Source organism: Azospirillum thermophilum (assembly GCF_003130795.1).
Lineage (GTDB): Bacteria > Pseudomonadota > Alphaproteobacteria > Azospirillales > Azospirillaceae > Azospirillum > Azospirillum thermophilum.
Genome location: NZ_CP029352.1, coordinates 849,639 through 872,490, shown reverse-complemented (window position 1 = coordinate 872,490; position 22,852 = coordinate 849,639). Strand labels below are relative to the sequence as shown.

At 67.7% G+C, this 22,852-nt stretch carries 22 protein-coding genes and 1 tRNA gene; 14 read left to right on the top strand and 9 right to left on the bottom strand.

What is annotated here, in order from left to right:
* Positions 1 to 2 precede the first annotated feature (2 nt).
* From DEW08_RS03920 to petA, 4 genes are all read right to left on the bottom strand, one after another.
* The gene (locus tag DEW08_RS03920) at positions 3 to 554 is read right to left on the bottom strand and encodes a DUF924 family protein (RefSeq protein WP_109324628.1); all 552 of its coding nucleotides are present in this window, start codon (positions 552 to 554) and stop codon (positions 3 to 5) included.
* A 127-nt stretch (positions 555 to 681) separates the two neighbouring features.
* Complete coding sequence (locus tag DEW08_RS03915; RefSeq protein ID WP_109324627.1) at positions 682 to 1,443, bottom strand: cytochrome c1; 762 nt, start codon at positions 1,441 to 1,443, stop codon at positions 682 to 684.
* The gene (locus DEW08_RS03910; RefSeq protein ID WP_109324626.1) at positions 1,443 to 2,711 is read right to left on the bottom strand and encodes a cytochrome b; all 1,269 of its coding nucleotides are present in this window, start codon (positions 2,709 to 2,711) and stop codon (positions 1,443 to 1,445) included. The genes DEW08_RS03915 and DEW08_RS03910 overlap by 1 nt, the downstream gene beginning before the upstream one ends.
* Before the next feature lie 28 nt (positions 2,712 to 2,739).
* Complete coding sequence (gene petA, locus DEW08_RS03905; RefSeq protein ID WP_109324620.1) at positions 2,740 to 3,309, bottom strand: ubiquinol-cytochrome c reductase iron-sulfur subunit; 570 nt, start codon at positions 3,307 to 3,309, stop codon at positions 2,740 to 2,742.
* Between the two features lie 276 nt (positions 3,310 to 3,585).
* On the opposite strand from petA, the gene DEW08_RS03900 reads away from it, so the two are divergent.
* A complete protein-coding gene (locus DEW08_RS03900; protein WP_109324618.1) occupies positions 3,586 to 4,035 on the top strand; it encodes a tRNA (cytidine(34)-2'-O)-methyltransferase in 450 nt (149 codons plus the stop codon).
* A gap of 15 nt (positions 4,036 to 4,050) precedes the next feature.
* Positions 4,051 to 4,941: an oxygen-dependent coproporphyrinogen oxidase gene (hemF, locus tag DEW08_RS03895; RefSeq protein WP_109324617.1), complete on the top strand. Its 891-nt coding sequence runs from the start codon at positions 4,051 to 4,053 to the stop codon at positions 4,939 to 4,941.
* 92 nt (positions 4,942 to 5,033) lie between these two features.
* Here the strand turns inward: hemF and DEW08_RS03890 are convergent, their stop codons facing one another.
* Positions 5,034 to 5,519, bottom strand: a complete 486-nt coding sequence (locus DEW08_RS03890) for a TetR/AcrR family transcriptional regulator (RefSeq protein WP_245985917.1) — start codon at positions 5,517 to 5,519, stop codon at positions 5,034 to 5,036.
* Positions 5,520 to 5,718: 199 nt separating this feature from the next.
* Between DEW08_RS03890 and DEW08_RS03885 the strand changes: the two genes are divergently transcribed.
* A complete protein-coding gene (locus tag DEW08_RS03885) occupies positions 5,719 to 6,342 on the top strand; it encodes an NAD(P)H-dependent oxidoreductase (protein ID WP_109324616.1) in 624 nt (207 codons plus the stop codon).
* Between the two features lie 81 nt (positions 6,343 to 6,423).
* Here the strand turns inward: DEW08_RS03885 and DEW08_RS03880 are convergent, their stop codons facing one another.
* From DEW08_RS03880 to DEW08_RS03870, 3 genes are all read right to left on the bottom strand, one after another.
* A complete protein-coding gene (locus DEW08_RS03880) occupies positions 6,424 to 7,653 on the bottom strand; it encodes a CCA tRNA nucleotidyltransferase (RefSeq protein WP_245985916.1) in 1,230 nt (409 codons plus the stop codon).
* A 48-nt stretch (positions 7,654 to 7,701) separates the two neighbouring features.
* The gene (locus tag DEW08_RS03875) at positions 7,702 to 8,277 is read right to left on the bottom strand and encodes a CoA pyrophosphatase (RefSeq protein WP_245985915.1); all 576 of its coding nucleotides are present in this window, start codon (positions 8,275 to 8,277) and stop codon (positions 7,702 to 7,704) included.
* An 80-nt stretch (positions 8,278 to 8,357) separates the two neighbouring features.
* Positions 8,358 to 8,915 (bottom strand): DUF1285 domain-containing protein, encoded by a 558-nt coding sequence (locus DEW08_RS03870; RefSeq protein WP_109324614.1) that lies wholly within the window; start codon positions 8,913 to 8,915, stop codon positions 8,358 to 8,360.
* 276 nt (positions 8,916 to 9,191) lie between these two features.
* Here DEW08_RS03870 and DEW08_RS03865 point away from each other — a divergent pair, with 276 nt between their 5' ends.
* From DEW08_RS03865 to DEW08_RS03825, 11 genes are all read left to right on the top strand, one after another.
* Entirely contained in the window at positions 9,192 to 10,157 is a 966-nt protein-coding gene (locus DEW08_RS03865; RefSeq protein ID WP_109324613.1) for an AAA family ATPase, read from the top strand.
* Positions 10,158 to 10,165: 8 nt separating this feature from the next.
* The gene (locus DEW08_RS33695; protein ID WP_425429083.1) at positions 10,166 to 10,585 is read left to right on the top strand and encodes a DUF58 domain-containing protein; all 420 of its coding nucleotides are present in this window, start codon (positions 10,166 to 10,168) and stop codon (positions 10,583 to 10,585) included.
* 178 nt (positions 10,586 to 10,763) lie between these two features.
* A complete protein-coding gene (locus DEW08_RS33690; RefSeq protein ID WP_425429082.1) occupies positions 10,764 to 11,066 on the top strand; it encodes a DUF58 domain-containing protein in 303 nt (100 codons plus the stop codon).
* Position 11,067: 1 nt separating this feature from the next.
* Positions 11,068 to 11,316, top strand: a complete 249-nt coding sequence (locus tag DEW08_RS31940) for a BatA domain-containing protein (RefSeq protein ID WP_245985914.1) — start codon at positions 11,068 to 11,070, stop codon at positions 11,314 to 11,316.
* Positions 11,250 to 13,775, top strand: a complete 2,526-nt coding sequence (locus tag DEW08_RS03855; protein WP_245985913.1) for a DUF4159 domain-containing protein — start codon at positions 11,250 to 11,252, stop codon at positions 13,773 to 13,775. The genes DEW08_RS31940 and DEW08_RS03855 overlap by 67 nt, the downstream gene beginning before the upstream one ends.
* A complete protein-coding gene (locus tag DEW08_RS03850; protein ID WP_109324610.1) occupies positions 13,776 to 15,893 on the top strand; it encodes a hypothetical protein in 2,118 nt (705 codons plus the stop codon).
* Between the two features lie 88 nt (positions 15,894 to 15,981).
* Positions 15,982 to 16,056, top strand: a tRNA-Gln gene (locus tag DEW08_RS03845).
* A 179-nt stretch (positions 16,057 to 16,235) separates the two neighbouring features.
* Positions 16,236 to 18,140, top strand: a complete 1,905-nt coding sequence (locus DEW08_RS03840) for a site-specific integrase (protein WP_109324609.1) — start codon at positions 16,236 to 16,238, stop codon at positions 18,138 to 18,140.
* A gap of 390 nt (positions 18,141 to 18,530) precedes the next feature.
* The gene (locus DEW08_RS03835) at positions 18,531 to 18,974 is read left to right on the top strand and encodes a hypothetical protein (protein WP_109324603.1); all 444 of its coding nucleotides are present in this window, start codon (positions 18,531 to 18,533) and stop codon (positions 18,972 to 18,974) included.
* A 180-nt stretch (positions 18,975 to 19,154) separates the two neighbouring features.
* The gene (locus DEW08_RS30600; RefSeq protein ID WP_146214628.1) at positions 19,155 to 19,442 is read left to right on the top strand and encodes a hypothetical protein; all 288 of its coding nucleotides are present in this window, start codon (positions 19,155 to 19,157) and stop codon (positions 19,440 to 19,442) included.
* A gap of 406 nt (positions 19,443 to 19,848) precedes the next feature.
* Positions 19,849 to 20,865, top strand: coding sequence for a site-specific integrase (locus DEW08_RS03825; RefSeq protein WP_109324600.1), 1,017 nt, complete (start codon positions 19,849 to 19,851; stop codon positions 20,863 to 20,865).
* Here the strand turns inward: DEW08_RS03825 and DEW08_RS03820 are convergent.
* Positions 20,838 to 22,499 (bottom strand): transposase, encoded by a 1,662-nt coding sequence (locus DEW08_RS03820; RefSeq protein ID WP_109324599.1) that lies wholly within the window; start codon positions 22,497 to 22,499, stop codon positions 20,838 to 20,840. The two genes, DEW08_RS03825 and DEW08_RS03820, sit on opposite strands and share 28 nt — an antisense overlap.
* Between the last annotated feature and the right edge of the window lie 353 nt (positions 22,500 to 22,852).

Here is a 22,852-nt window from a genome sequence, read left to right as displayed (position 1 = left end):
CCTCAGAAGGCGGAGTTGGGTTCCCGCAGGAACGCGATCTCCTCCGGCGTGCTTTCGCGCCCCAGGATCGCGTTGCGATGGGGGAACCTGCCGAATCGCTCGATGATCTCCCGGTGCCGCTCGGCATAGGCGACGATCTCCGGGTCTCCGACACGCTCGCGGAACAGGCGGCAGCTGAGAACCTGGCTCTCCTGATCCTCGTGATGCTCGAAGGGCAGATAGAGGAAGAGCCTCTCGTCGGCGGTGCACTCCAGGTCGTAGCCCTCCGCGACGACGTGGCGGGCGACGGCAAGCGCCATCCCATCGGTGGCGAAAGCCCGCGGAGTGCCGCGGAAGATGTTGCGCGGCACCTGGTCCAGCAGGATGCAGAGCGCGATGCAGCCGTCGACGTCCTCCATCCAGTGATCGAACTCCCCGGCGGCGGCACGCTCGTGGTGCGGCCCCAGCGTCTCCGCCACGGTGCGGTCGAAGCTGTCGGAGCGGCGGAACCAGTAGGGCTTGATCGCCTCGTCGAACCAGAAATCCACGATCTCGTCGATCAGCGCGTCGGCCATGCGTTCTTCCTCCTTGTTGACGGTCGCAGGATAACCCGGACCGGAGGCCGCCGGAAAAGAAACGGGGCGCCCGGATGGGGCGCCCCGTCTTCAACTCACGTCCTGCGTCGAGGCCGCGATGCGGCGATCAATGCAGCGTGCTCCACAGCTTGCGCTTGGTGGCGTACATCAGGCCGGCGAGCACGATCAGGAACAGGATGACTTTCACGCCCATCTGCTTGCGCGCATCCATGTGCGGTTCGGCAGCGAAGGTGAGGAAGGTCGCCACGTCCTTGGCCTGCTGCTCGACCGTCGCCTTGGTGCCGTCGGCATAGGACACGCCGTCGGGCTGCAGGATGTTCGGCATGCCGACCTGATGGCCGGGGAAATACTTGTTGTAGTTCATGCCCGGCATCAGGTTGACGCCGGCGGGCGGCTCCTCGAACCCGGTCAGGAACGCGTAGACGTAGTCCTCGCCCCCGACGCGGGCCTTGGCCATCAGCGACAGGTCCGGCGGCAGCGCGCCGTTGTTGGCGGCGCGGGCAGCCTGGTCGTTGGCGAAGGGCGACGGGAAGCGGTCGGCCGGAATGGCCGGACGCATGAACATCTCGCCGGCGTCGTTCGGGCCGGCCTGGACCTCGTAGCCGGCGGCGATCGCCTTCAGCTCTTCCTCGTTGAAGCCGATCCCCGCCAGCGTGCGGATGGGGACGAGTCTCATGGAGTGGCAGGCCGAGCAGACCTCCTTGTAGACCTGGAAGCCGCGCTGGGCAGCCGCCTTGTCGATGGTGCCGAACACCCCGCCATGCGGCCAGTTCTGCTGCGGAATATGCACCGCCTCGGAAGCCTGAGCGGCGCCGGCAAGGCCCAGGGCCAGGGCGGCCGAGAGAATTGCAGTCTTGAACGCGCGCATCAGGCCTTCTCCATCGGCTTGGCATGGGCGCCCGCGGCGACGCGGCCACCACCCTTCAGAACGGGTTCGCTGATGCTGCTGGGGAGCGGCAGCGGACGCTCCAGCTTGCCCAGCAGCGGCAGCAGGATCAGGAAGTGGAAGAAGTAGTAGGCGGTCCCGATGCGGGCGATCACCAGCCAGGCGCCCTCCGCCGGCTGGGAACCGGCATAGCCGAGCACCAGCGCGTCGATGGCGAGGATCCAGAAGAACTGGCGGTAGATCGGGCGGAACTTGCAGCTGCGCACCTTGGAGGTGTCGAGCCACGGCAGGAAGGCCAGCAGCGCGATCGAGCCGAACATCGCCAGCACGCCGCCCAGCTTGTCCGGGATCGCGCGCAGCATGGCGTAGAAGGGCAGGAAGTACCACTCCGGCACGATGTGGGCCGGGGTCACCAGCGGGTTGGCCGGAATGTAGTTGTCCGGGTGGCCCATGTAGTTCGGCATGAAGAACACGAACGCGGCGTAGACGATCAGGAAGATCACGACCGCGAAGCCGTCCTTGATGGTGACGTACGGATTGAACGGCACCGTATCCTGCGGGCCCTTCGCCTCGATGCCCAGCGGGTTGTTGGAACCCGAGACGTGCAGGGCCGCGGTGTGCAGGATCACCAGGCCGAGCAGGACGAACGGCAGCAGGAAGTGCAGCGCGAAGAAGCGGTTCAGCGTCGGGTTGTCGACGGAGAAGCCGCCCCACAGCAGCGTCACGATCGGGTCGCCGACGATCGGGAAGGCCGAGAACAGGTTGGTGATGACGGTCGCGCCCCAGAAGCTCATCTGGCCCCAGGGCAGCACGTAGCCCATGAAGGCGGTGCCCATCATCACGAGGAAGATGATCACGCCGAGGATCCACAGGATCTCGCGCGGCGCCTTGTAGGAGCCGTAGTAGAGGCCGCGGAACATGTGGATGTAGACGGCGATGAAGAACATCGACGCGCCGTTGGCGTGGATGTAGCGCAGCAGCCAGCCGTAATTCACGTCGCGCATGATGCGCTCGACCGAATCGAAGGCCAGCGAGGTGTGCGACGAATACTGCATCGCCAGGAACAGGCCCGTGGCGATCATGATCACCAGCATGATGCCGGCAATCGCACCGAACGCCCAGAGATAGTTGACGTTCCGGGGCATCGGGTAGTGGTTGTACTCGTGATCCAGCATCGTGAAGATCGGCAGGCGGCTGTCGATCCAGTTCACGACCGGGTTCTTGAACTTTGTTGCTTGAGCCTGAGCCATCTCGGGGTCTCCAGAACCTTGGGGCCGCTTAGCCGAGCCGGATCTTCGTATCGCCGGTGAAGGCGTACGTCGGAACGACGAGGTTGGCGGGGGCCGGACCCTTGCGGATGCGCCCGGCGGTGTCGTAGTGCGAGCCGTGGCACGGGCAGAACCAGCCATCGTAATCGCCGCGCGGGTCGGTCGGCTTCTGCCCCAGCGGCACGCAGCCGAGGTGGGTGCAGATGCCGATGACGATCAGCCATTCCGGCTTCTTCACGCGGGCATCGTCGGCAGCCGGGTCGCGCAGGTCACCGAGGTTGACCTTCTTGGCCTCATCGATCTCCTTGGCCGTCCGGTGACGCACGAAGACCGGCTTGCCGCGCCAGGTCACCGTGATGGCCTGGCCTTCCGCGATCGGAGCCAGGTCGACGTCGATGGAGGCGAGCGCCAGCGTATCGGCGGCGGGATTCAGGCTGTCGATGAAGGGCCAAGCTGCCGAAGCAGCGCCGACGACACCCACCGCACCGGTGGCAAGGTAGAGGAAGTCACGGCGGGTGCTGCCCTCACCGCCAGGAGCCGCATGGGCACCCGTCCCGGGCGGATGCGTGGTCTGAGCCATAAGCGTGTTTCTCCTCAAGGCATACTGGAGCGCGACGAGGCGCCAGACGACAGATGGACCGTTCTCTAGCACGACTTGACGGGCCTGTCCGCCGGGGTGTTCACCTTGGGCATGCCACGTCGTCCGGAGTTGTATCTCCGGTGTTTCGGGTGCGGTATACAGTCGCGCCAGCGTCTTGAAAAGCTTTTGTAACCGGACATGTTGTCGCGCGCTGCGTCGCAACATCAGATGAGAACGATTCTCAACTAATAACCAAGTGTTTTTCTGGAGTTCTGCATGCGCATCGTCCTCTTCGAGCCTGACATTCCACAGAACACGGGCACGCTGATGCGACTCGCGGCCGGGCTCGGCGTGGCGCTGGATCTCATCGAGCCCTGCGGCTTCATCCTGGACGACCGGCGGCTGCGCCGTGCCGGCATGGACTACATCGACCATCTCGACTGGATCCGTCACCAGTCCTGGTCCGCCTACCGCTCACTGCCTCACCAGGGCCGCCTCGTCCTGCTGACGACCCGCGCCGCGACGCGCTATACCGACTTCGCCTTCGCGCCGGACGACCGCATCCTGGTCGGCCGGGAGAGCGCCGGCGTTCCCGACGAGGTTCATGAGGCGGCGGATGCCCGGCTGCTGATCCCGATGAAGCCGCCGGCACGCTCGCTGAATGTTGCGGTCGGCGCGGCGATGGTGTTGGGTGAGGCCCTGCGTCAGTCTGCCGCGTTCCCCTGATAGAGGTTCGTTCCCATGGCCGCATCGTCCACTCCCGCCTCTCCCGCCCTGATCGAGGAGCGCAAGGCTCGCGCCTCGGCCTGGTTCATGGAGCTGCGCGACCGGATCTGCGCCGAGTTCGAACGGCTGGAGGACGAGCTGACCGGTCCACACGCCGAATTGCCGCCCGGCCGCTTCGAGCGCAAGAGCTGGGCGCGCCCCGACCACGGCGGCGGCGAGGGCGGCGGCGGCACCATGTCGGTGATGCGCGGCCGGGTGTTCGAGAAGGTCGGCGTCAACATCTCGACGGTCCACGGTGTCTTCAGCCCGGAATTCCGCGCCAACATCCCCGGCGCGGCGGAGACCGGCGAATTCTGGGCCTCGGGCATCAGCCTCGTCGCCCACATGCGCTCGCCGCTCGTCCCGGCGACCCACATGAACACCCGCCACATCGTCACCAGCATTGGCTGGTTCGGCGGCGGCGCCGACCTGACGCCGATGGTGGAGGACGGCGACGACACGGCGGCCTTCCACGGCGCCCTGCGCGAGGCCTGCGACCGTCACGACCCGACCTATTACCCGCGCTACAAGGAATGGTGCGACCGCTACTTCTTCCTGCCCCACCGGGGAGAGGCGCGCGGGGTCGGCGGCATCTTCTTCGACAATCTCGACAGCGGCGACTGGGAGTCTGACTTCGCCTTCACCCGCGACGTCGGTCTCGCCTTCCTCAAGGTCTATCCGGAACTGGTCCGCCGCCACATGAACCGGCCCTGGACACCGGAACAGCGTGAGCACCAGCTTATTCGCCGTGGCCGCTATGTGGAGTTCAACCTGCTCTACGACCGCGGCACGACCTTCGGGCTGAAGACCGGCGGCAACACCGAGGCGATCCTGATGAGCCTGCCGCCGGAAGTGAAGTGGCCGTGAGCAGGATTACCGGGCCTGCCCAGCCGGGAACGGGGGCCTGGGCCCCCGCCCGGCGGCCCGGCAGCGAGCCAGAGTCTTCCACGGAACCAGCGTCATCCGCGACAGGCGGTGGCGAGGATGATGCGGTACAGTTCCTCCACGGCCTCGTCTTCCGTGATGTCGCCCCGCGCCGCGGCGTCTGACAAGGCATCCGCGGCCCCCAGGATTCCCCAGAAGGCCGCAAGCGTCAGGCAGTGTTCCTCGGCGTGCGGCTGCAGCGCGGCACGGCATCTGGCAATGAATCCGGCCTGATAACCGCGCTTGAGGGCATCCATTTCCGGTGCGCCCGCCAAGGCCGCCCTGACGCCCGGGATTTCCCGCCCTTCCGTCAGCACGCACCCAACGTAGGCCGAGGCGATGACCCGCGCGCGGGCCGACGGGGTCGGTTCGCAGCTTGCCAGCGCCGCGTCCATCATCGCGGTCTGACGCAGGTCGTAATCCTTGTAAAGCGCGGCGAGCAGTCCGTTCCGCGTTTCGAAGTGATCGTAGACCACCGGTTTGGTGACGCCCGCCCGCTCGGCCAGCCGTCCGAGAGTCAATGCGTCGGTGCCCTCCTCCCGGACCAGATGCCTGGCGGTTTCGATGAGCTGGGCGTGCCGCTCCCCCGGGACAGGCGGCGACGGGACGGCGGCACGGATTCTGTCTGCGGCGTGCTTGACATCTAACCTACCAATAGTAACTTACTAATAGTATATAGCATCCCGCTTCCGAACCGAACCAGTTTCAGAGGGTCGAACCATGCATGCCCTTGTCGTGACGTCGCATCCCGAACCCGCGTCCCTGACCCACGCCATCGCCAGACAGGTGATGGCAGGGATCGAATCCGACCCGAGCCATACGGGCGAGATGGCCGATCTCGCCGCCGAAGGATTCGATCCCCGCTTCACCTCCGTGGATCATGAGCTGTTCCTCCGCCGCGGCGCCGCCGATCCCGGCGTCCTCGCCGAACAGCGGCGCATAGACCGGGCGGATGTCCTGGTGCTCGTCTATCCGATCTACTGGTGGTCGATGCCCGGTTTGCTGAAGGGGTGGATCGACCGCGTCTTCGCCCAGGGCTGGGCTTACGACGAGCTGCCGGACGGCCGCCTCATGAAGCGGCTTGACCGGCTTGCTGTGCAACTCGTCGCCATCGGCGCGGCGGATCCGGGCACCTACGCCCGGCATGGCTACTCCCAGGCGATGCGCACGCAGATCGACCACGGCATCTTCGGCTACTGCGGCGCCCGCGTGGTCGGGTCGGAGATCATGATGCTGCCCGATGCCCAGGCCCGGGAGGACGCGCTGCGCAGGGCCTTCACGATCGGCAGGGAGCTGGCCCGGGCCGCCGGCTGCGACACCATCCCTGAACCCACCGCCTGCTGACCGGCCGGAAGCCGCCGCAGCCATGTCCGCACCATCGGGATGAAGCGGTCTATCCGGCCGACGCATCGGGAGAAGCCCCGATCAGGGATCGGGCGAACCCCAGGCAGTCCTCCGGCCGGACCGGAAATCCTCGGCGATCCACCACGCTTCAATCTGCTTCAGCGCCTCGCCCACGCGCGGACCACGGTCCATGCCCAGCGCCAGCAGATCACGGCCGGCGACGGGCAGGCGCAGGGAGGGGAGGTCTTCCGCCGTGGCGAGGGCCTTGCGGATGACGCCCAGCGAGACCGGACCGGCCGGCCCGACCGCCGCCATCAGCACCAGATCGCGGTAGAGGCCGGCGTCGCCCAGCCGGTAGAGCGCCTGCCGGCGCTTGACCCTGTCGTCGAGCGGATGCACCGGCACCGGCGGCTCGATCAGGGCGGCCAGCCGGTCGCGCTCGGCGTTGGACAGGCGCAGGGTCCCGGCCACCGCCAGGGCGCCCGCCCGGTCGACCTCCAGGACGGCGGCCAGCCGGCGCAGCGGGTCGGGCGCCTCCCCAAGATCGTGGGCGAGGCGGGCCAGCCGGTCGAGCCGGGCGACGCCGGTGGCCTGCGGCAGCAGATGCGCCATCACGCCATGCCCGATCATCAGCCGCCAGACCGCCCCGGGGTCGGGAGCGGTCAGCAGGCGGAACAGCTCGCCGCGCACCCGCTCGCCGGACAGCGTCGGCAGGCGGGGCGCCAGGGCTTCGCACGCCTCCAGCGCCTCGGGGTCGGGATCGCCGCGGCCGTAATGGGCGTGGAAACGGAAGAAGCGCAGCAGCCGCAGCACGTCCTCCTCGATGCGCTTGCGCGCCTCCCCGACGAAGCGCACGCGCCCCGCCGCCATGTCGGCCAGGCCGCCGAACGGGTCGTAGACGTTGCCGTCCGGCGTGCAACTCAGCGCGTTCATGGTCAGGTCGCGGCGGGCGGCATCCTCCACCCAGTCGTCGGTGAACTCCACCCGGGCGTGGCGGCCGTCGGTTTCGACATCGCGTCGCAGGGTGGTGATCTCGAAATGCTTGCGATTGATCACGGCGGTGACGGTGCCGTGGTCGATGCCGGTCGGCACCGCGGTGATGCCCGCCGCCTTCAGCAACTCCATCACGCGTTCCGGCGGGGCGTGGGAGGCGATGTCCACGTCCTTCACGGGACGGCCCAGCCAGGCGTCGCGCACGCAGCCGCCGACGAAGCGGGCATCGGCGCCGCCCGCCGCGAGCGCCGCGATCACGGCGCGGCTCTCCTCGTCGGTCATCCAGGGCTGGGGAGCAAGGCGGGCGGCGACGGTCATGGCGGCACGCTACCCTGCCGGTCCGGGGGCGGCAACCCCGTCACGGCATCAACCGGCCTCGCCCAGCGGGCCGCCGCCCAGCACGTCGCGCAGGTTCACCAGCATGCCGGCCGTGGCGCCCCAGATATAGCGCTGCTCGTAGGGGAAGGCGTAGAAGTAGCGCGGCTTGCCCAGGAACTCCCGACTATGGCGCCGGGGATTCTCCGGGTCGAGGATGAAGGACAGCGGCACCTCGAACACCTCCGCCACCTCGGTCGGGTCGGGCGTCAGGGTGAAGGGCGGCTGCACCAGCCCGACAACCGGCGTCACCCGGAAGCCCGTACGCGTCACATAGGTGTCGAGCCGCCCCAGGATCTCCACCCGGTCGCGCGTCAGCCCGATCTCCTCCTCCGTCTCGCGCAGGGCGGTGTCCTCCGCGGATTCGTCCGACGGCTCCATCCGGCCGCCGGGGAAGCTGATCTGGCCGGCATGGGCGGTCAGGTTGGCTGTGCGCTGGGTGAAGATGACCGTGATCTCCTCCCCCCGGTCGACCAGCGGCACCAGGACGGCAGCATCGCGCAGCCCCTGCCCGTCCGGCGGCGGCGTCAGATCGGGATTGAGATCGTGGTCGCCGCGAATCTTCATCCCGGCGTCCGCCGCCTCCAGCACAGGTTCGAGGCTGGCCGCGGCACTTCCGGGAAAGCGGCGGCGCACCTCTTCCAGACTTATGCGCCAGACAGCCTGCCCAGCGTGAAGAAGACCTTTTTGCTCCATAGACCCACCTCGGACTCGCCGGCCCGGTCGACGGTGACGCTGCGTTCGACCATGTCGTAGAACACGGGACGCAGGATCCGCGCCTCCAGCCGGTCCCTGATCGCGATATAGGGAGTGGGCTCCCCCGTTGCAGGGTCCTCCACCACACGAATGGGATGGTCCGGCCCGGCCTCCACCCGGTCATCCAGATTGGTCCGGAAGGACAGGACCTGATCCTCGCCGCTGCCCGACACGGTCATCTCGACCGCGACGAAGGGAACATCCTCGACCGTGATGCGGCCCCGCTCGACCGGGGTTACCAGCCAGTAGTCGCCCGCCTCGTCGCGTCGCAGGACGGTGGAGACCAGCTTCGCCAGCTCGATCCGGCGGATCGGATCCCCTTCATGGTACCAGGTGCCGTCGCGGGCGATCCGGATATCGTAGGATCGTTCGTCGGGCAGTCGCGCCAGCGTCTCCAGGGGAACACCATCGGAGCGCTTGCCATCCGGTGTTTCGTCACCGACCTTCATGGATTACGGTTCCTCCCTCCGGCGGACCGGCCCGGGTGCTTCGGCCCGGCGGTCCCCGGTTCGCATTTTCGCCATACTCGTCCTCTTAGGTCCACACTCGGGTCGAAAAATCTTGGGTCCACTTACGATCCCGGCGCGTTACGACAGATCGGCGGTCAAGGCCCGGACGAAGCGGCCCCGGGCGACGCCCGATGACCGACAGGGCCCGCCAAACATGGGAGCAGCGACGTGAGCGCACCAGACGCCAACCCCACCACGGAGAATCCGCACCAGCTGATGGCGGAGATCGAGGCGCTGGGCAGCCGGCTGGCCCATGTGCGCGAGCGCATCGGCCGGATCATCTTCGGCCAGCAGGATGTCGTCGACCTGACGCTGATCACGCTGCTGGCCGGCGGCCATGTCCTGCTGATCGGCGTTCCGGGCCTCGCCAAGACGCGGCTGGTGGAGACGCTCGGCACCGTGCTGGGGCTGGCGGAGAAGCGCATCCAGTGCACGCCCGACCTGATGCCGGCCGACATCCTGGGATCGGAGGTGCTGGAGGAGAGCGAGAGCGGCCGGCGTTCCTTCCGCTTCATCCCCGGCCCGGTCTTCTGCCAGCTCCTGATGGCGGACGAGATCAACCGCGCCAGCCCGCGCACCCAGTCGGCGCTGCTGCAGGCGATGCAGGAGCACCGCGTCTCGGTCGCCGGCCAGTATCATCCGTTGCCCGAGCCCTTCCACGTCCTCGCCACCCAGAACCCGCTGGAGCAGGAAGGCACCTATCCCCTTCCCGAGGCCCAGCTCGACCGCTTCCTGATGCAGATCGACGTCGGTTATCCCGATCGCGAGGCCGAGCGGCGGATGATGATCGCCACCACCGGATCCGCCGACGAGCGCCCCGTGGCGGTGCTGACCCCGGCCGACCTTCAGGCGGCACAGCGGCTCGTCCGCCGCATCCCGGTCGGCGAGGGGGTGGTGGACGGCATCCTCGACCTCGTGCGCCGCGGCCGGCCGGAGACGTCGGAGTCCGCCGAGGTGCGCCGCCATGTCGCCTGGGGGCCGGGACCACGCGCCAGCCAGGCGCTGATGCTCGCCGCCCGCGCCCGCGCCGTGCTGGACGGCCGCTTGGCCCCGTCGCTCGACGACGTGGTGGCGCTCGCCAGGCCCATCCTGAAGCACCGCATGGCGTTGAACTTCGCGGCGCGCGCCGACGGGGTGACGCTGGACGCGGTGATCGACCGCCTGTGCGAACCACTGGCGTGAGTGCGGGCATGGCGGCGCCTCCCGACCGGACCGCGGCCTCGCTGCGAACCCGCCAGAGGGCGGAGGAACTGGCGGCGACCCTGCCGCCCCTGCTGGTCGCGGCCGAACGGGTGGCCGCCACCGTTGCCCAGGGCGTGCATGGGCGGCGGCGCGTCGGGTTGGGCGAGACCTTCTGGCAGTTCCGCCGCTATCAGCCGGGCGATTCGCCGGCGATGATCGACTGGCGCCAGTCCGGCAAGACCCAGCCGGTCTATGTGCGCGAGAATGAATGGGAGGCGGCGCAGACGGTCTGGCTGTGGCGCGACTGCTCACCTTCCATGGATTACCGCTCGGCCCCGGCCTCCCGACCAAGCGGGAGCGGGCGGAGCTTCTCCTGCTCGCCACCGGGATCCTGCTGGCGCGCGGCGGCGAGCGGATCGCTCTGCTGAACGCCGGGCTGCGGCCGGACCACGGCAAGAACGCCATCAACCGGCTGACCGGCGCGCTGACCGACCCCACCGCCCCCCCCTCCCCCGATCCGCTGCCGCATGTCGAGCCCCTGCCCCGCCATGCCCAGGTGGTGCTGTTCGGCGACCTGCTCTCCCCCTGCCGGAGGTGCATGAGACGGTGGCCGGCCTCGCCGGGCGGGGCGTGCGCGGCCATCTCCTGCAAGTGCTCGACCCCGCGGAGGAGACGCTGCCCTTCGACGGCCGCGTCGAGTTCGAGGGGATGGAGCGCGAGGGCAAGCTGCTGGTTCCCCGGGTGGAGGCGGTGCGCCAAGCCTATCAGGACCGGTTGCGCGCCCAACAGGACGGGCTCGCTGCCCTTGCCCGCGCCGCAGGATGGAGCTTCGCGGTCCACCGCACCGACCGGCCGCCGCAGGCCGCCCTGCTGGGGCTGTGGGGCGCGCTCGCGCAGGAGGCGGTCTGACATGCTGAGCCTCGGACCGATCGCCTTCGCCACCCCCTGGATCCTGGTTGCGCTCGGCGCCCTGCCGGTGCTGTGGTGGCTGCTGCGCGTCACCCCGCCGGCTCCGAAGATCGTGCAGTTCCCGGCGATCCGCCTGTTGCGCGACCTGACGGCGACGGAGGAGACGCCGGCTCGCACGCCCTGGTGGCTGCTTCTGCTGCGCCTGATCGTCGCCGCCCTGGTCATCCTGGCGCTTGCCGGCCCCTGCTGAACCCGCGCGCGGCCCTGCCCGGCGGCGGTCCCCTGCTGCTGGTCGTCGACAATGGCTGGGCCTCCGGCCGCGACTGGCCGAACCGCCGCCGCGCCATGGAGGATATCGTCGCCCAGGCCGACCGGCAGCAGCGGCCGGTGATCGTGCTGCCGACCGCCCATCCGGCCGGCGGCGAGAAGCTGCACCCCACGGCGATACTTCCCGCCGGCGAGGCCCGCCGGGTGATCCAGGCGCTGGAACCGCTGCCCTGGCCGACCGACCGCGCCGCCGCGCTGGAGGCCGTACGGTCCCTGCAGGTGCAGGGCTCGGTCCATGCCGTCTGGGTCAGCGACGGGATCGGCGACCGCACGGCCCGCTCCCTGGCCGAGGCGTTGCAGCGTCTGGGCTCGGCCGAGGTGCTGGACGATTCCGCGGAGAAGCCGCCTCATCTCCTGCTGCCTCCGGCGACCGAGGGAACGGCCCTGGCGGCCCGCGTCGTGCGGGCCGATCCGACCCGGCCGGAGCCGGTCACCGTCCGCCTGTCGGCAACCGACGGGCGCCTGCTGACCCGGCAGACCGTCGCTTTCGAGGCCGGACAGAAGGTGCGGGAGGTCCGGCTGGACGTTCCGACCGAACTGCGCAACGACGCCGCCAGCCTGCGGGTGGAGAACGATACCACCGCCGGCGCCACGGTCCTGCTGGACGAGCGCTGGCGCCGCCGGCCGGTCGGCCTCGTCTCCGGACGGCCGGAGGGAGAGAGCCAGCCCCTGCTGTCCGACCTGCATTATCTGGAACGCGCGCTGTCCCCCTATAACGAGGTCCGGCGGGGCAGCATCCTCGATCTGCTGAAGCGCGACCTCGCGGTGCTGATCCTGTCGGACATCGGCGCGTTGACCGGGCAGGAGGCGCAGGACCTCGACGACTGGGTGAAGAAGGGCGGCGTCCTCGTCCGCTTTGCCGGACCACGGCTGGCGCAGAATGCCGACCGTCTGGTGCCGGTCCGGTTGCGCATCGGCGACCGGGCGCTGGGCGGCGCCTTGTCCTGGCAGGAGCCGGCCCGCCTGCAGCCCTTCGATGCCAAGAGCCCGTTCAGCGGCCTGTCCATTCCCAACGACGTCACCGTCACCCGGCAGGTGCTGGCCGAGCCGGCTCTCGACCTCGCCGACCGCACCTGGGCGCGGCTCGCCGACGGCACGCCGCTGGTGACGTCGGAGAAGCGGGCGGATGGCTGGGTCGTCCTGGTCCACACCACCGCCAGCCCCGACTGGTCCAACCTTCCATTGTCGGGGCTGTTCGTGGACATGCTGCGCCGCGTGGTCGCCCTCAGCGGCGGGATCACCGGCGGCAGTGCCGCCACGGCGCTGGATCCGGTTGAAGTACTGGACGGAACCGGCCGGCTGGTGCCGCCGCCGGCGACCGCCTTTCCCATTCCCGGCAACGCGCCGGCCGCCGACGTGATCGGCCCGCGTCATCCGCCGGGATTCTATGGGACCGACGATGCCCGTCGCGCGTTGAATCTATCCGCTGTCGTAACGACGATCGAGCCGCTGGGCACCATGCCCGGTGGGGTCGCCCGGTCGGGCTTCGGCAGCCGCGGGGAGGTGCCCTTGAAGCCGTCTCTGCTTGCCGTGGCGCTGGCGCTCGCCACGATAGACCTGTTGGTCGCGCTGGCCCTGCGCGGCATGCTCGGTCGCTGGACCGCCCGCCGCAGTGCGGGGGCGGCCGCTGCCGTCCTGTTTGCCATCCTTCTGTCCGCCGCTCCCTCCGACGTCCGCGCCGATGATGCCCAGGCGGTGAAGGTCACGGCGGAGACCTATCTGGCCTACGTGCAGACCGGCGACAGTTCCGTTGACGAAACGTCCCGCGCCGGGCTGGAAGGCCTCGTCGCCATGCTGAACCTGCGTACGGCGGTTGAAGCTGCGGGAGCCGTCGGTATCGATCCCGAGCGTGACGAACTGGCCTTCTATCCCCTGCTCTACTGGCCCGTTTCCGGATCGCAACAACCTCTGTCGGATCAAGCCCGGTCCCGCGTCAATGCCTTCCTGCGCGGTGGCGGGACAATCCTGTTCGACACCCGCGACCAGGCGTCGGGAGGCGGTCCACAATCGCTGCAGCGGATCGTCGCCGGTCTTGATGTGCCGCCGCTGGCTCCGGTGCCACCGGACCATGTCCTGACCAAATCGTTCTATCTGCTGACCGATTTTCCCGGCCGCTACAGCGGTGGCGATCTGTGGATCGAGGCGCGCGAGGGCCGGGCCAACGACGGCGTCTCCTCCGTCCTCATCGGCGGTAACGACTGGGCCGCGGCCTGGGCGGTCAACCGCAGCGGCCAGCCCCTCTATGCCGTCGTTCCGGGAGGGGAACGGCAGCGGGAAATCGCCTATCGTTTCGGAATCAATCTCGTCATGTACGCCCTGACCGGAAACTATAAGGCCGATCAGGTCCATGTGCCCGCGATCCTGGAAAGGCTCGGCCAGTAGATGCCCGTCGATCTGTTCTCCGGCACCTCCATCGCATTGGCGCCGCTGCTGCCCTGGACGGTGCTGGGACCGCTGGTAGGGGTGGCGCTGGCGATCGTGCTGCTGGCCGCCCTCCGGCGGGCGCGCGGGGTGCTGCTGCGCCTGCTGGCCGTCCTCATCCTGGCGCTCGCCCTGGTCAACCCCTCGCTGGTCCAGGAGAAGCGGGAGCCGATCAAGGACGTCGCGGTGATCGTGGTGGACGACTCGCCCAGCCAGTCCATCGGGGACCGGAGGCCGCGGGCGGAGCGGGCGCTCAGCCAGCTTACCGAGCGGCTGAAGGCTTATGACGATCTGGAAGTCCGTGTGGTTCGCACCAGTGACGGAGCCGGAGGGGCTGCCGCGATCAACGAGACCCACCTGTTCGACGCGCTGAACCGGTCCATGGCCGACCTGCCGCGCCGCCGCATGGCCGGTGCCGTGCTGATCACCGACGGGCAGGTCCACGACGTGCCGGCGAACACCGGCAAGCTGGCGGAGATCGGTCCCATCCACACGCTGCTGACCGGCGACAAGGAGGAGGGCGACCGCCGCCTCGCCATCGTGCAGGCGCCGAGCTACGGCATCGTCGGCAAGCCGGTCGAGCTGACCATCCGGGTCGACGACATGCCGGCGCGCCAGTCGCCGGATGCCGCGGTGACCCTGCGCCAGGACGGCGGTACGCCCCAGGTGGTGCGGGTGCCGGTCGGCCGCGATTTCCGGCTGGAGCTGCCGGTCAATCATGGCGGCCAGAATGTCCTGGAGCTGGAGGTGGAACCGGCCAAGCAGGAACTGACGCTGGCCAACAACCGCGCCGCCGTGGTCGTCAACGGCGTGCGCGACCGCATGCGGGTCCTGCTGGTGTCCGGCGAGCCCCACGCAGGGGAGCGCACCTGGCGCAACCTGCTGAAGGCCGACCCGTCGGTAGACCTCGTCCATTTCACCATCCTGCGGCCGCCGGAAAAGCAGGATGGGACGCCGATCCGCGAGCTGTCGCTGATCGCCTTCCCGATCCGGGAACTGTTTGAGATCAAGCTGGACGAGTTCGACCTCATCATCTTCGACCGCTATCGGCGTCGGGGCGTGTTGCCGCAGATGTATCTGGAGAACATCGCGGAATACGTCCGCAAGGGCGGCGCCCTCCTGGAAGCCTCGGGCCAGGGCTATGCGACCCCTCTGTCGCTGTTCCGCACGCCGCTGGGGCAAGTGCTGCCGGCCGAGCCGACCGGCCAGGTGATCGACCAGCCCTTCCACCCGCAGGTCACCGATGCCGGGCGCCGGCATCCGGTAACGACCGGCCTGCCCGGCGATCGCCCGGCCGACAAGCCCGATCAGCAGCCGCAATGGGGCCGCTGGTTCCATCAGGTGGAGGTCGCCCCCACCGGTGGCGTGGTGGTGATGGAAGGCGCCCAGGGCCGGCCGCTGCTGGTGCTGGACCGGGTCGACAAGGGCCGTGTCGCCCAGCTCGCCTCTGACCAGATCTGGCTGTGGAGCCGCGGCTATGAAGGCGGTGGCCCGCAGGCGGAGCTGCTGCGCCGGCTCGCCCATTGGCTGATGAAGGAACCGGAGCTGGAGGAGAACGACCTGCGCGCCCGGGTGGACGGCAACCGCATCACGGTGGAGCGCCGGTCGCTGCAGCCCGACCCCCGTGCGGTCACCCTGACTACGCCATCGGACCGGAGCCGGACGCTGGAGATGACGGACGACAAGTCCGGCCGCTCCGTCGCCACCGTCATGGCCGACGCTCCCGGCATCTACCGCATCTCGGACGGCGAGCGTACGGCCCTGGCGGTGGTCGGCGCAGTCAATCCGCCGGAGCTTGCCGACGTGCGGACTACAGGCGACGTTCTTGCCCCGGTGGCGAAGGCGACAGGCGGCGGCATCCACTGGATCACCGACTCCGACCATGGCCCCCGTCCCGGGATCGAGGTTCGCCGCACCCGCGCGGATCGCTCCCAGACCGGCGACGGCTGGCTAGGCCTGCGCGCCAATGGCGAGTACACGGTCACCGGCGTAACGGATGTCCCCCTGCTGCCGGTGGGTGCGGTGCTGGCTCTGTCGCTCGGCGCCCTGCTGCTGGCTTGGCGCCGGGAAGGCCGCTGAGCGGGCTGCGACGGCTATACAAGCTGTTGCAGTCCCGCCCTTTTCCGATTATGGTGCCGCCCCTCCCGGCAGTGAAGGCCGGCCCGGTTGGGGCGTCGCCAAGCGGTAAGGCAGCGGTTTTTGGTACCGCCATTCCCAGGTTCGAATCCTGGCGCCCCAGCCACTCCCAGTTGCATTCCAGCCGAATCCCTTGGATTTCCGGGCACATCTCCACCGGCAACAACCGGCGGAGCGGTGTTGCGGACCCGCTGTCACACCGGCTGTCACACACGCTGTCCCACCAGCTGTCACACAGCCCGGCGCGCTCCCCGTCACATCGCCTCGCCGGTGGACGAGGAGCGCATGGGATCGGGACCCCACCTCTACCGCCGCGGCGCCACGTTCTGGTGGCGCCGCCGCATTCCCCGGAACGTTCAGACGGCGTTCACACGGCACGAACTCGCCGTTTCACTGCGCACCCACATCCCCTCCGACGCGCGCGTCCGGGCCGCCCGCCTGCGGGTGGCCACCGACGCGCTGTTCGATGGGGTGCGGCAGGCCATGGCCCTCGGGCTGACACTGAGCAAGGCGCAGATGGACGCCATCATCCTCGATCTCATCCGGCATGAGATCGAGGCCGCCGAGCACGCCCGCGCGCTGTCCCCGCCGCGGACGCCCGAGGAAGCCGAGGCCGCGGCAGCCCGTGCCCGGGCCCTGCGCGCCGCGCTTCAGGACGGGCTCCGCCTCCACCGCCTCGACGAGGTGCGCGGCCCGCTCGACGCCGCCCTCGCCCGCCTGCAGATCCCGCTGGCGCCCGACACGCCCGACTACCGGTTCCTGCAGCGGCAGGCGGCCTGGGGCCTGACCACCGTCGCCAACGTCAACGAGCGGCGCGAGGCCGGGATCTACGAGGACGACGCCTTCTTCACGATCCCGCCCGCGCCCATGCCCAGAACGGCCGGAACGGCCGCACCGACCGTTCCGGCGGCGGCCCCCGCACCCATGGCCGTCGTGATCGGACCGGCGCCCGGTCCGACCGCCATGGTGACCGCTGCGGATGCGGAGCTGCCGGCGACACCGCCCATGACCATCGGCCAGGCTTTCGACGGGCTGATCGCCGCCAAGTCGAAAAGCCCGTCCTGGGTCACGAACATGAAGCGCAAGGTCGAGGCGTCACGCCGCCTGATCATCGAAGCGATCGGTGACAAGCCGCTCGCCGAGACCCGGCGCGCCGACGTCAGCGCCTTCCGCGACCTGATCGAGCGTCTGCCGGCCAATCACGGCAAGAGTGCCCACGACCGCCGCACCATTCGGGAGATCGCCGACGACACCGATGCCGAGGAGCGCAATCGGCTGGATGAGCTCGAGGAACGCCTCGACCTCGGCATCCTGACCCGTGCGGACTACGTGGAGCTCCGCGACCAGGGGCGCACGCGGCGCCTGACCTCGACGACGATCAACCTGCACCTCGACCGGTTCGCCAGCGCCTTCGTCTGGGCGATCGAGAACGACCATTTCAGCGGCCGCAATCCGGTGGAGGGCGTTCGTCTCGATGCGGTCGACCGTGACGCTCGCGACCGTCTGGTCCCCCGCGTCGCGCGGGAGCCGTGGGGGCGCGAGGGGTTGCGCGCCCTGTTTGCCACCCCGGCCTTCCAGGGTGAGGGGGCCCACACCGAAGCCCTCTTCTGGGTGCCGCTGATCGGCGCCCACGCCGGCCTGCGCCCGGAGGAGGCGCTGCAACTGCAATGCACAGACATCCGGCGGATCGACGGCGTCTGGTGCATGAGCATCACGCCGGGCGCCGGCAAGAGCGTCAAGGCCAAGGGATCGCACCGCGACGTCCCCATTCACCCGACGCTGATCGACCTCGGCCTGCTGGACCTCGCCGAGACGCGCCGCCGCCAGAGGCAGACCCGGCTGTTCCCCGACATCGAACGCGGTGCTGCCTACGACCGCTTCTCGGACCTGTTCAGCAAGGAGTTCGGGCGCTACACCCGCGATCACGGCCTGTGGGCGCCGGGACAGGACCTGTATTCGACGCGCAAGGACTTCAACGTGCGCCTGCGTGAGGCCGGTGTGCCGGTGGGCGCGCGCAAGCGGCTGATGGGACACGTCATCAAGGACCTGACCGACGGCGCCTACGATCCGAAGGGCGAAAGCATGGCAACGCTGAACGATTACGTTGCCCGCATCGATCATGGCGTCCGCGCCGGACCGAACCGTCGGCTTGTGCTGGTGGGATCTGACGGACCATCGCCGGAAGAATGAAGGCGTCGGTTCGCATCTCGTGCATTTGCCGGTGCCATGCGCCGGCACCACACTGCCCCTCCGCTCAGCGCTCTCAAGCTGTCTGAAGTCATATGACGGCCACGTTCCCTGACTCCCCAGCGCCACCGCGGATTCCGCAGAAAATTCCCAAGAATTGCCGGGATTTTCCGTTGACTTGAGGAACCAGTGTACGCGATTCTTCTTGAGAGCCGACGGGATTCATCTGGGACCCCGCCGACCACCAGACAGACGGCTGTGCATCCGTCTGCTCTTGAGACCGTCCAAGCCGCGCATCCCGGCACGGGTCACAGCGGCACCGACGATCACCCTTCTTGATGTCATCCGGCATCCGGCTCACCAACGCCGTGTCTCTCCACGCGGAGGATCGTCATGCCCTGCACCCAGCCCCAAGCGCACATCACCGCCTCCAAGCTGGCCAGCGCCATCTCGGATGGGCTTCCGCTCACCGGGTTGGTTCCGCTGGGACCGCTGCCCGCCGAGGCCATGGAGATCATTCGTGGCCTGGCGGCGGTGCTCGACGAGCAAATCGACGAACGCCGCCGTCTCGCGCGGACGCTGCACACCAGCACCACCGTGACCGCCATGATGCGCCGCATGCAGGCGTTGCAAGACTTCGCCGCCGCCTGCGCCGACGCGGTTTCGCCCTCCCTGGAACGGCTGGAGCTCTTCGGTGTCGGAGTCGAGATCCATCACTGCGTCGTTCCGGTCGACCCCGAACTCGACCCCGATCCCGACGCTGGGTCGGCCAGGATCGGTACGGAACTCTGGTTTCGTCCGGCCCACCAGCGGCAGCGCGCCAACCCGGCGCGCTGATCCTGGGACGTCGGGCGACGACGACCGCCGCGGAGTGCTGCCCCCGGCCTACGAAGAGCGCGACTCCCGGGCGGGCATCGGCCATCGGCCGTGGGATTCGGTCGTCCCTCGTCCGCGTCTGCCGATCTGTGGCGTGGTCGGCCCCGTGCCCAATTACCGATGTCCCCAAAGGAGCGTGACATGGCGACCTACCGCTGGGTGCAGGTGACGGACGATGGCGTCTGGGAACCGGCTCGTGTCACCGGGGCCGGCCGGTATGAACTGTGCGGGCGCCTTGGTGCCGTCGGTGTGTTCCGAGAAGGCCCTGCGATCGACTGGCAAGGTGCCGGCAACGCCGATGAGCGTGCGGAACTCCGAACGCTGCTGGTCGCGTTCGAGACGGCCCATCAACGCTCGGTCGAACAGCTCAACCGCACCGATGAAGCGCTCGATGCCGCCCTCGACCATCTGCGTGATCGCTCCTCCTGATCCGACATGGCGGTGGCCGAAGGCGCGGCCAACTCCTTCAGCGGGCATCAATGGCTGTGCACGGATCATACGGCACGTTGGCGCGCCATGGGTGCTGACGTTGCTGGGAACCATTCTCGAAGCATGGTGTGATGGTGCGAGCCCGGCGGTACACGATCAGCAACGGGCTGCGCTGCCGCGACACAGGCAACCGTTCGGATGCCGCATCGCAGCGGGCAACCGATGGGTCGGTAAACGCATTGGGTTCAACGCGGCAAGCAATAGCGGCCACGGTCGCAAATTTCGGACTGCCGCGCTGGCCTTTGCATGCCACCAAGTTGCTGGCAAACGGTGGTGACGACGGAGAGGCCGCTACAAAAATCAACAGGAAAGCCAGACAAAAACGTCACTTAGGACGGCATCACTGATGGGCACCACCGTTTCCATCGCGGACGACATCGCCGCTATACTTCCTGCACCTCTGGACAGGTATGGCGATCATCCTGAAACAGGCCCACGCCATCGACTGGTCAGCTATACCGGCGCGGCCCGGGGAGCCTATGCAGCCAACACCGACCGTGCCTTAGCCTCGGACACGCGCGCCTATTGTTCATGGTGCATGGCACAAGGCCAACCGCCCCTTCCCGCCACTCCAGATTGCGTATCTGCTTATGTGGACGACATGGCCGCCCGCTATGCAATGGCCACAATCCGGCGGCGCCTGTCCAGCATCGCCCGCCTGCACCGCGCCGCCGGGCTCAGCGATCCTACCAAGTCCGAACTCGTTCGTCTTGCCCTGCGTCGGGTCGCCCGCATCAAGGGCACGCGTCAGCGTCAAGCCGAGGCGATTACCGAACCGGTACTGCGAACGCTGCGCGCCACGGCTCGAGCGGGCTCCCTCGCCGACCTCCGCGATATCGCCCTTTGGCGCGTGGCGCGGGACCTTCTGGCCCGCCGAGGGGAACTGGTGGCCATTGACGTTGAGCACATGCACCTCGAGGAGGACGGCAGCGCCCTGCTGTTCGTTCCTCGTTCGAAGACCGATCAGGAAGGTCGGGGCGCGGTTCTCTGGCTGGCGCCGGAGACGGTCGATGCGGTCACAAGCTGGATGCGCGCTGCCGGTATCGAGAAAGGCGCCCTATTTCGCAAGGTCCACAAGGGAGGTCACTCGGTGGGCCGACGGCTATCGGCGGACGCCGTCGCACGCATCTGGAAACGCCGTGCCGTGCTCGCCGGCTTGGACCCAACCGACTTTACCGGGCATAGCTGCAGGGTAGGTATGGCCCACGACCTCCTGGGGGCAGGGTTGGAGTTACCGGCACTCATGCAGGCTGGGCGCTGGCGCAGTCCGGACATGCCCGCTCGCTACGTTGAACGTTTGACCGCCAAGCGAGGGGCAGTCGCCCGGTATCACGGCTACAGGAACGGCAGCGACACGCCGTGAATCTGCTCATACTCTTTCTTCAGGGCTTCGATCAGGTCATTTCCGAGCGACTCGCCGATGCGTAGCGATAGCAGCTCTGCGATGAGGACATTAGGATGCAGTGGCGGCGCAGTATCGTCCGAAACGGACACGCTCGCGAGGTGGTGGCCTGCCAGGTGGACTTGGCAGGACTCCCAAGTACGCTCGCCACACCAGTGTAGAACACGCAGACGAAGTCTGTAAAACATGTCATCTTTACGTCCAAAGCCCCGGCACCTTGCGTATAGGCGATCCATCTCTCCATTCAATGCTTCCGTCGCTGCGTTTGTGGCGCGCCTATCGTCGGAAATCTTTGCCTCCAAGCTAAAATAGGCGATGATGTCACAAAAGCGATCATCAATAGTTTTCTTATTCTTACCGTAGATCCGACGGGTGATCTCCGGAGCTTCGTCCCCCTCCACCCAACGCCAGAGCCAACTCCTCACCGCCTTCCCGGCTTTATCGATGCCCTGGTCCTTAGCCTGGAAGATATCGAACCATTCTTCCTTAGCGATATACAGCAACCTGAGATCAGGATATCGTTCAAAGATTACTTCCTGCCGTGCGCGCTCCGTCTCAGATAGCTGATGCCGTCGCTTGTTCAGCAATCGAAAAGAATGGGCCAGATGGCTGATGTCCTCACCACGTGCCCTTGCATTTTTTTCGATCTCCGATCGATGGCTGTTCAGGCGATCACGAACTGCGTTAATAATGTGGCGTTTGTCGTTGATGGACAAGGCTTTGTGCAGCATGTCTTTCACGCTGGCGGCATACGCGTTCGCGTAGTCCATGGTGACGACCATCTCCCGATCGCGCCCCTCCCAGCGCGCGAGAGCGACGTTAACGGGAGGCGCACTGGTGCCTTCAATGAGTTCGATCACCTTTCCCGCTTCGAGGTCAGTGAGTTGGGTGTAGTGTCGGCCACCGAGAACCTTATTGTCGATGCCGAGGAACTTCGGCAGCCGTCGCGGGAAGACCTTATCCACACGCGCAGCATAGTCGTAAAAGATGGTCGCGACGACGGTTTCGCTGGCGCCTGTTTCTCGAGCGACCTCTGCGAAGGTTCGACGATGCGCTTGGCGTTCAATGTACCGGACCAAGCGCCGCGTCATCCGGTGTCCTACATCGAGTTCAGGATTATGCGGCACCTCGGTTGTTATCCTCACAACCTCCTTGGATGAATTGGTCTCCTTTCGCGGTCGCCCCCGCGTCTCCATCTTCCCGACGTGCATCGTCGACACAGGGGATGCATCACCTCCCACGACCTTCCGACGAAAGCGCTTCATCACGCACAAAACCGGCCCATCACCGTTTGGCACGTCGAGGAAGCGGATTTCGTAGCTGCCGATGAGTTCCGTTACCCCCGCAAACAGCGCTTCCTCAAGATACAGGATCGTCCAAGGTCGCCCCAGGGGCGTGCCGTCCTGTTCCCAGCACTCTGCCGGTGTCGACAACTCGGTGCGAAGCGCATCGGGATCAGGCCCATCCTCATCTTGTGTCTGCGCGAATCCGTCCTTCAACGGTCGCCAATCGGGATGAGCGTTGATCATCTCCTGGCCGATCAGACGCGCGTTGCGCAACGGCGTCCACATACCGGGAACATAATGTACGCTCATCGCCCGCTCCTCTCGGTCGCGTTGGTAGCCTCCGGTGATCCGGCCAAGCCCGGAAAGGTCAAGGTGAGTTGCGTATCAACATGATCACGCTTGGTGTGCCGAGAGCCCTTCGCCGGTCCCTGCATGGCACCCAGACGCGATAGAACCGCCTCCAGGCGCGACAGCCCATCCTCCAGGCGAGCTTGGCCAGCACGGAGATCATCCAGATCGTCAGCCAAATTTTTGGCGTTTCCCGTAGTAGTATTGCCGTCTCGAGCATCCTTCGCCAACTTATGGAAACGACCGACATCGTCCGGCGGCACAAGAACATTGCATTGTGCCCATCCGTTTCTCAATTTTCTCTTTCGCTTCAT

Bases quoted from the DNA above. Each gene is read 5' to 3' on its own strand.
- DEW08_RS03920 (WP_109324628.1), bottom strand. From the start codon at position 554: ATGGCCGACGCGCTGATCGACGAGATCGTGGATTTCTGGTTCGACGAG.
- DEW08_RS03915 (WP_109324627.1), bottom strand. From the start codon at position 1,443: ATGCGCGCGTTCAAGACTGCAATTCTCTCGGCCGCCCTGGCCCTGGGC.
- DEW08_RS03910 (WP_109324626.1), bottom strand. From the start codon at position 2,711: ATGGCTCAGGCTCAAGCAACAAAGTTCAAGAACCCGGTCGTGAACTGG.
- petA (WP_109324620.1), bottom strand. From the start codon at position 3,309: ATGGCTCAGACCACGCATCCGCCCGGGACGGGTGCCCATGCGGCTCCT.
- DEW08_RS03900 (WP_109324618.1), top strand. From the start codon at position 3,586: ATGCGCATCGTCCTCTTCGAGCCTGACATTCCACAGAACACGGGCACG.
- hemF (WP_109324617.1), top strand. From the start codon at position 4,051: ATGGCCGCATCGTCCACTCCCGCCTCTCCCGCCCTGATCGAGGAGCGC.
- DEW08_RS03885 (WP_109324616.1), top strand. From the start codon at position 5,719: ATGCATGCCCTTGTCGTGACGTCGCATCCCGAACCCGCGTCCCTGACC.
- DEW08_RS03880 (WP_245985916.1), bottom strand. From the start codon at position 7,653: ATGACCGTCGCCGCCCGCCTTGCTCCCCAGCCCTGGATGACCGACGAG.
- DEW08_RS03875 (WP_245985915.1), bottom strand. From the start codon at position 8,277: ATGAAGATTCGCGGCGACCACGATCTCAATCCCGATCTGACGCCGCCG.
- DEW08_RS03870 (WP_109324614.1), bottom strand. From the start codon at position 8,915: ATGAAGGTCGGTGACGAAACACCGGATGGCAAGCGCTCCGATGGTGTT.
- DEW08_RS03865 (WP_109324613.1), top strand. From the start codon at position 9,192: ATGGCGGAGATCGAGGCGCTGGGCAGCCGGCTGGCCCATGTGCGCGAG.
- DEW08_RS33695 (WP_425429083.1), top strand. From the start codon at position 10,166: ATGGCGGCGCCTCCCGACCGGACCGCGGCCTCGCTGCGAACCCGCCAG.
- DEW08_RS31940 (WP_245985914.1), top strand. From the start codon at position 11,068: ATGCTGAGCCTCGGACCGATCGCCTTCGCCACCCCCTGGATCCTGGTT.
- DEW08_RS03850 (WP_109324610.1), top strand. From the start codon at position 13,776: ATGCCCGTCGATCTGTTCTCCGGCACCTCCATCGCATTGGCGCCGCTG.
- DEW08_RS03840 (WP_109324609.1), top strand. From the start codon at position 16,236: ATGGGATCGGGACCCCACCTCTACCGCCGCGGCGCCACGTTCTGGTGG.
- DEW08_RS03835 (WP_109324603.1), top strand. From the start codon at position 18,531: ATGCCCTGCACCCAGCCCCAAGCGCACATCACCGCCTCCAAGCTGGCC.
- DEW08_RS30600 (WP_146214628.1), top strand. From the start codon at position 19,155: ATGGCGACCTACCGCTGGGTGCAGGTGACGGACGATGGCGTCTGGGAA.
- DEW08_RS03825 (WP_109324600.1), top strand. From the start codon at position 19,849: ATGGGCACCACCGTTTCCATCGCGGACGACATCGCCGCTATACTTCCT.
- DEW08_RS03820 (WP_109324599.1), bottom strand. From the start codon at position 22,499: ATGAGCGTACATTATGTTCCCGGTATGTGGACGCCGTTGCGCAACGCG.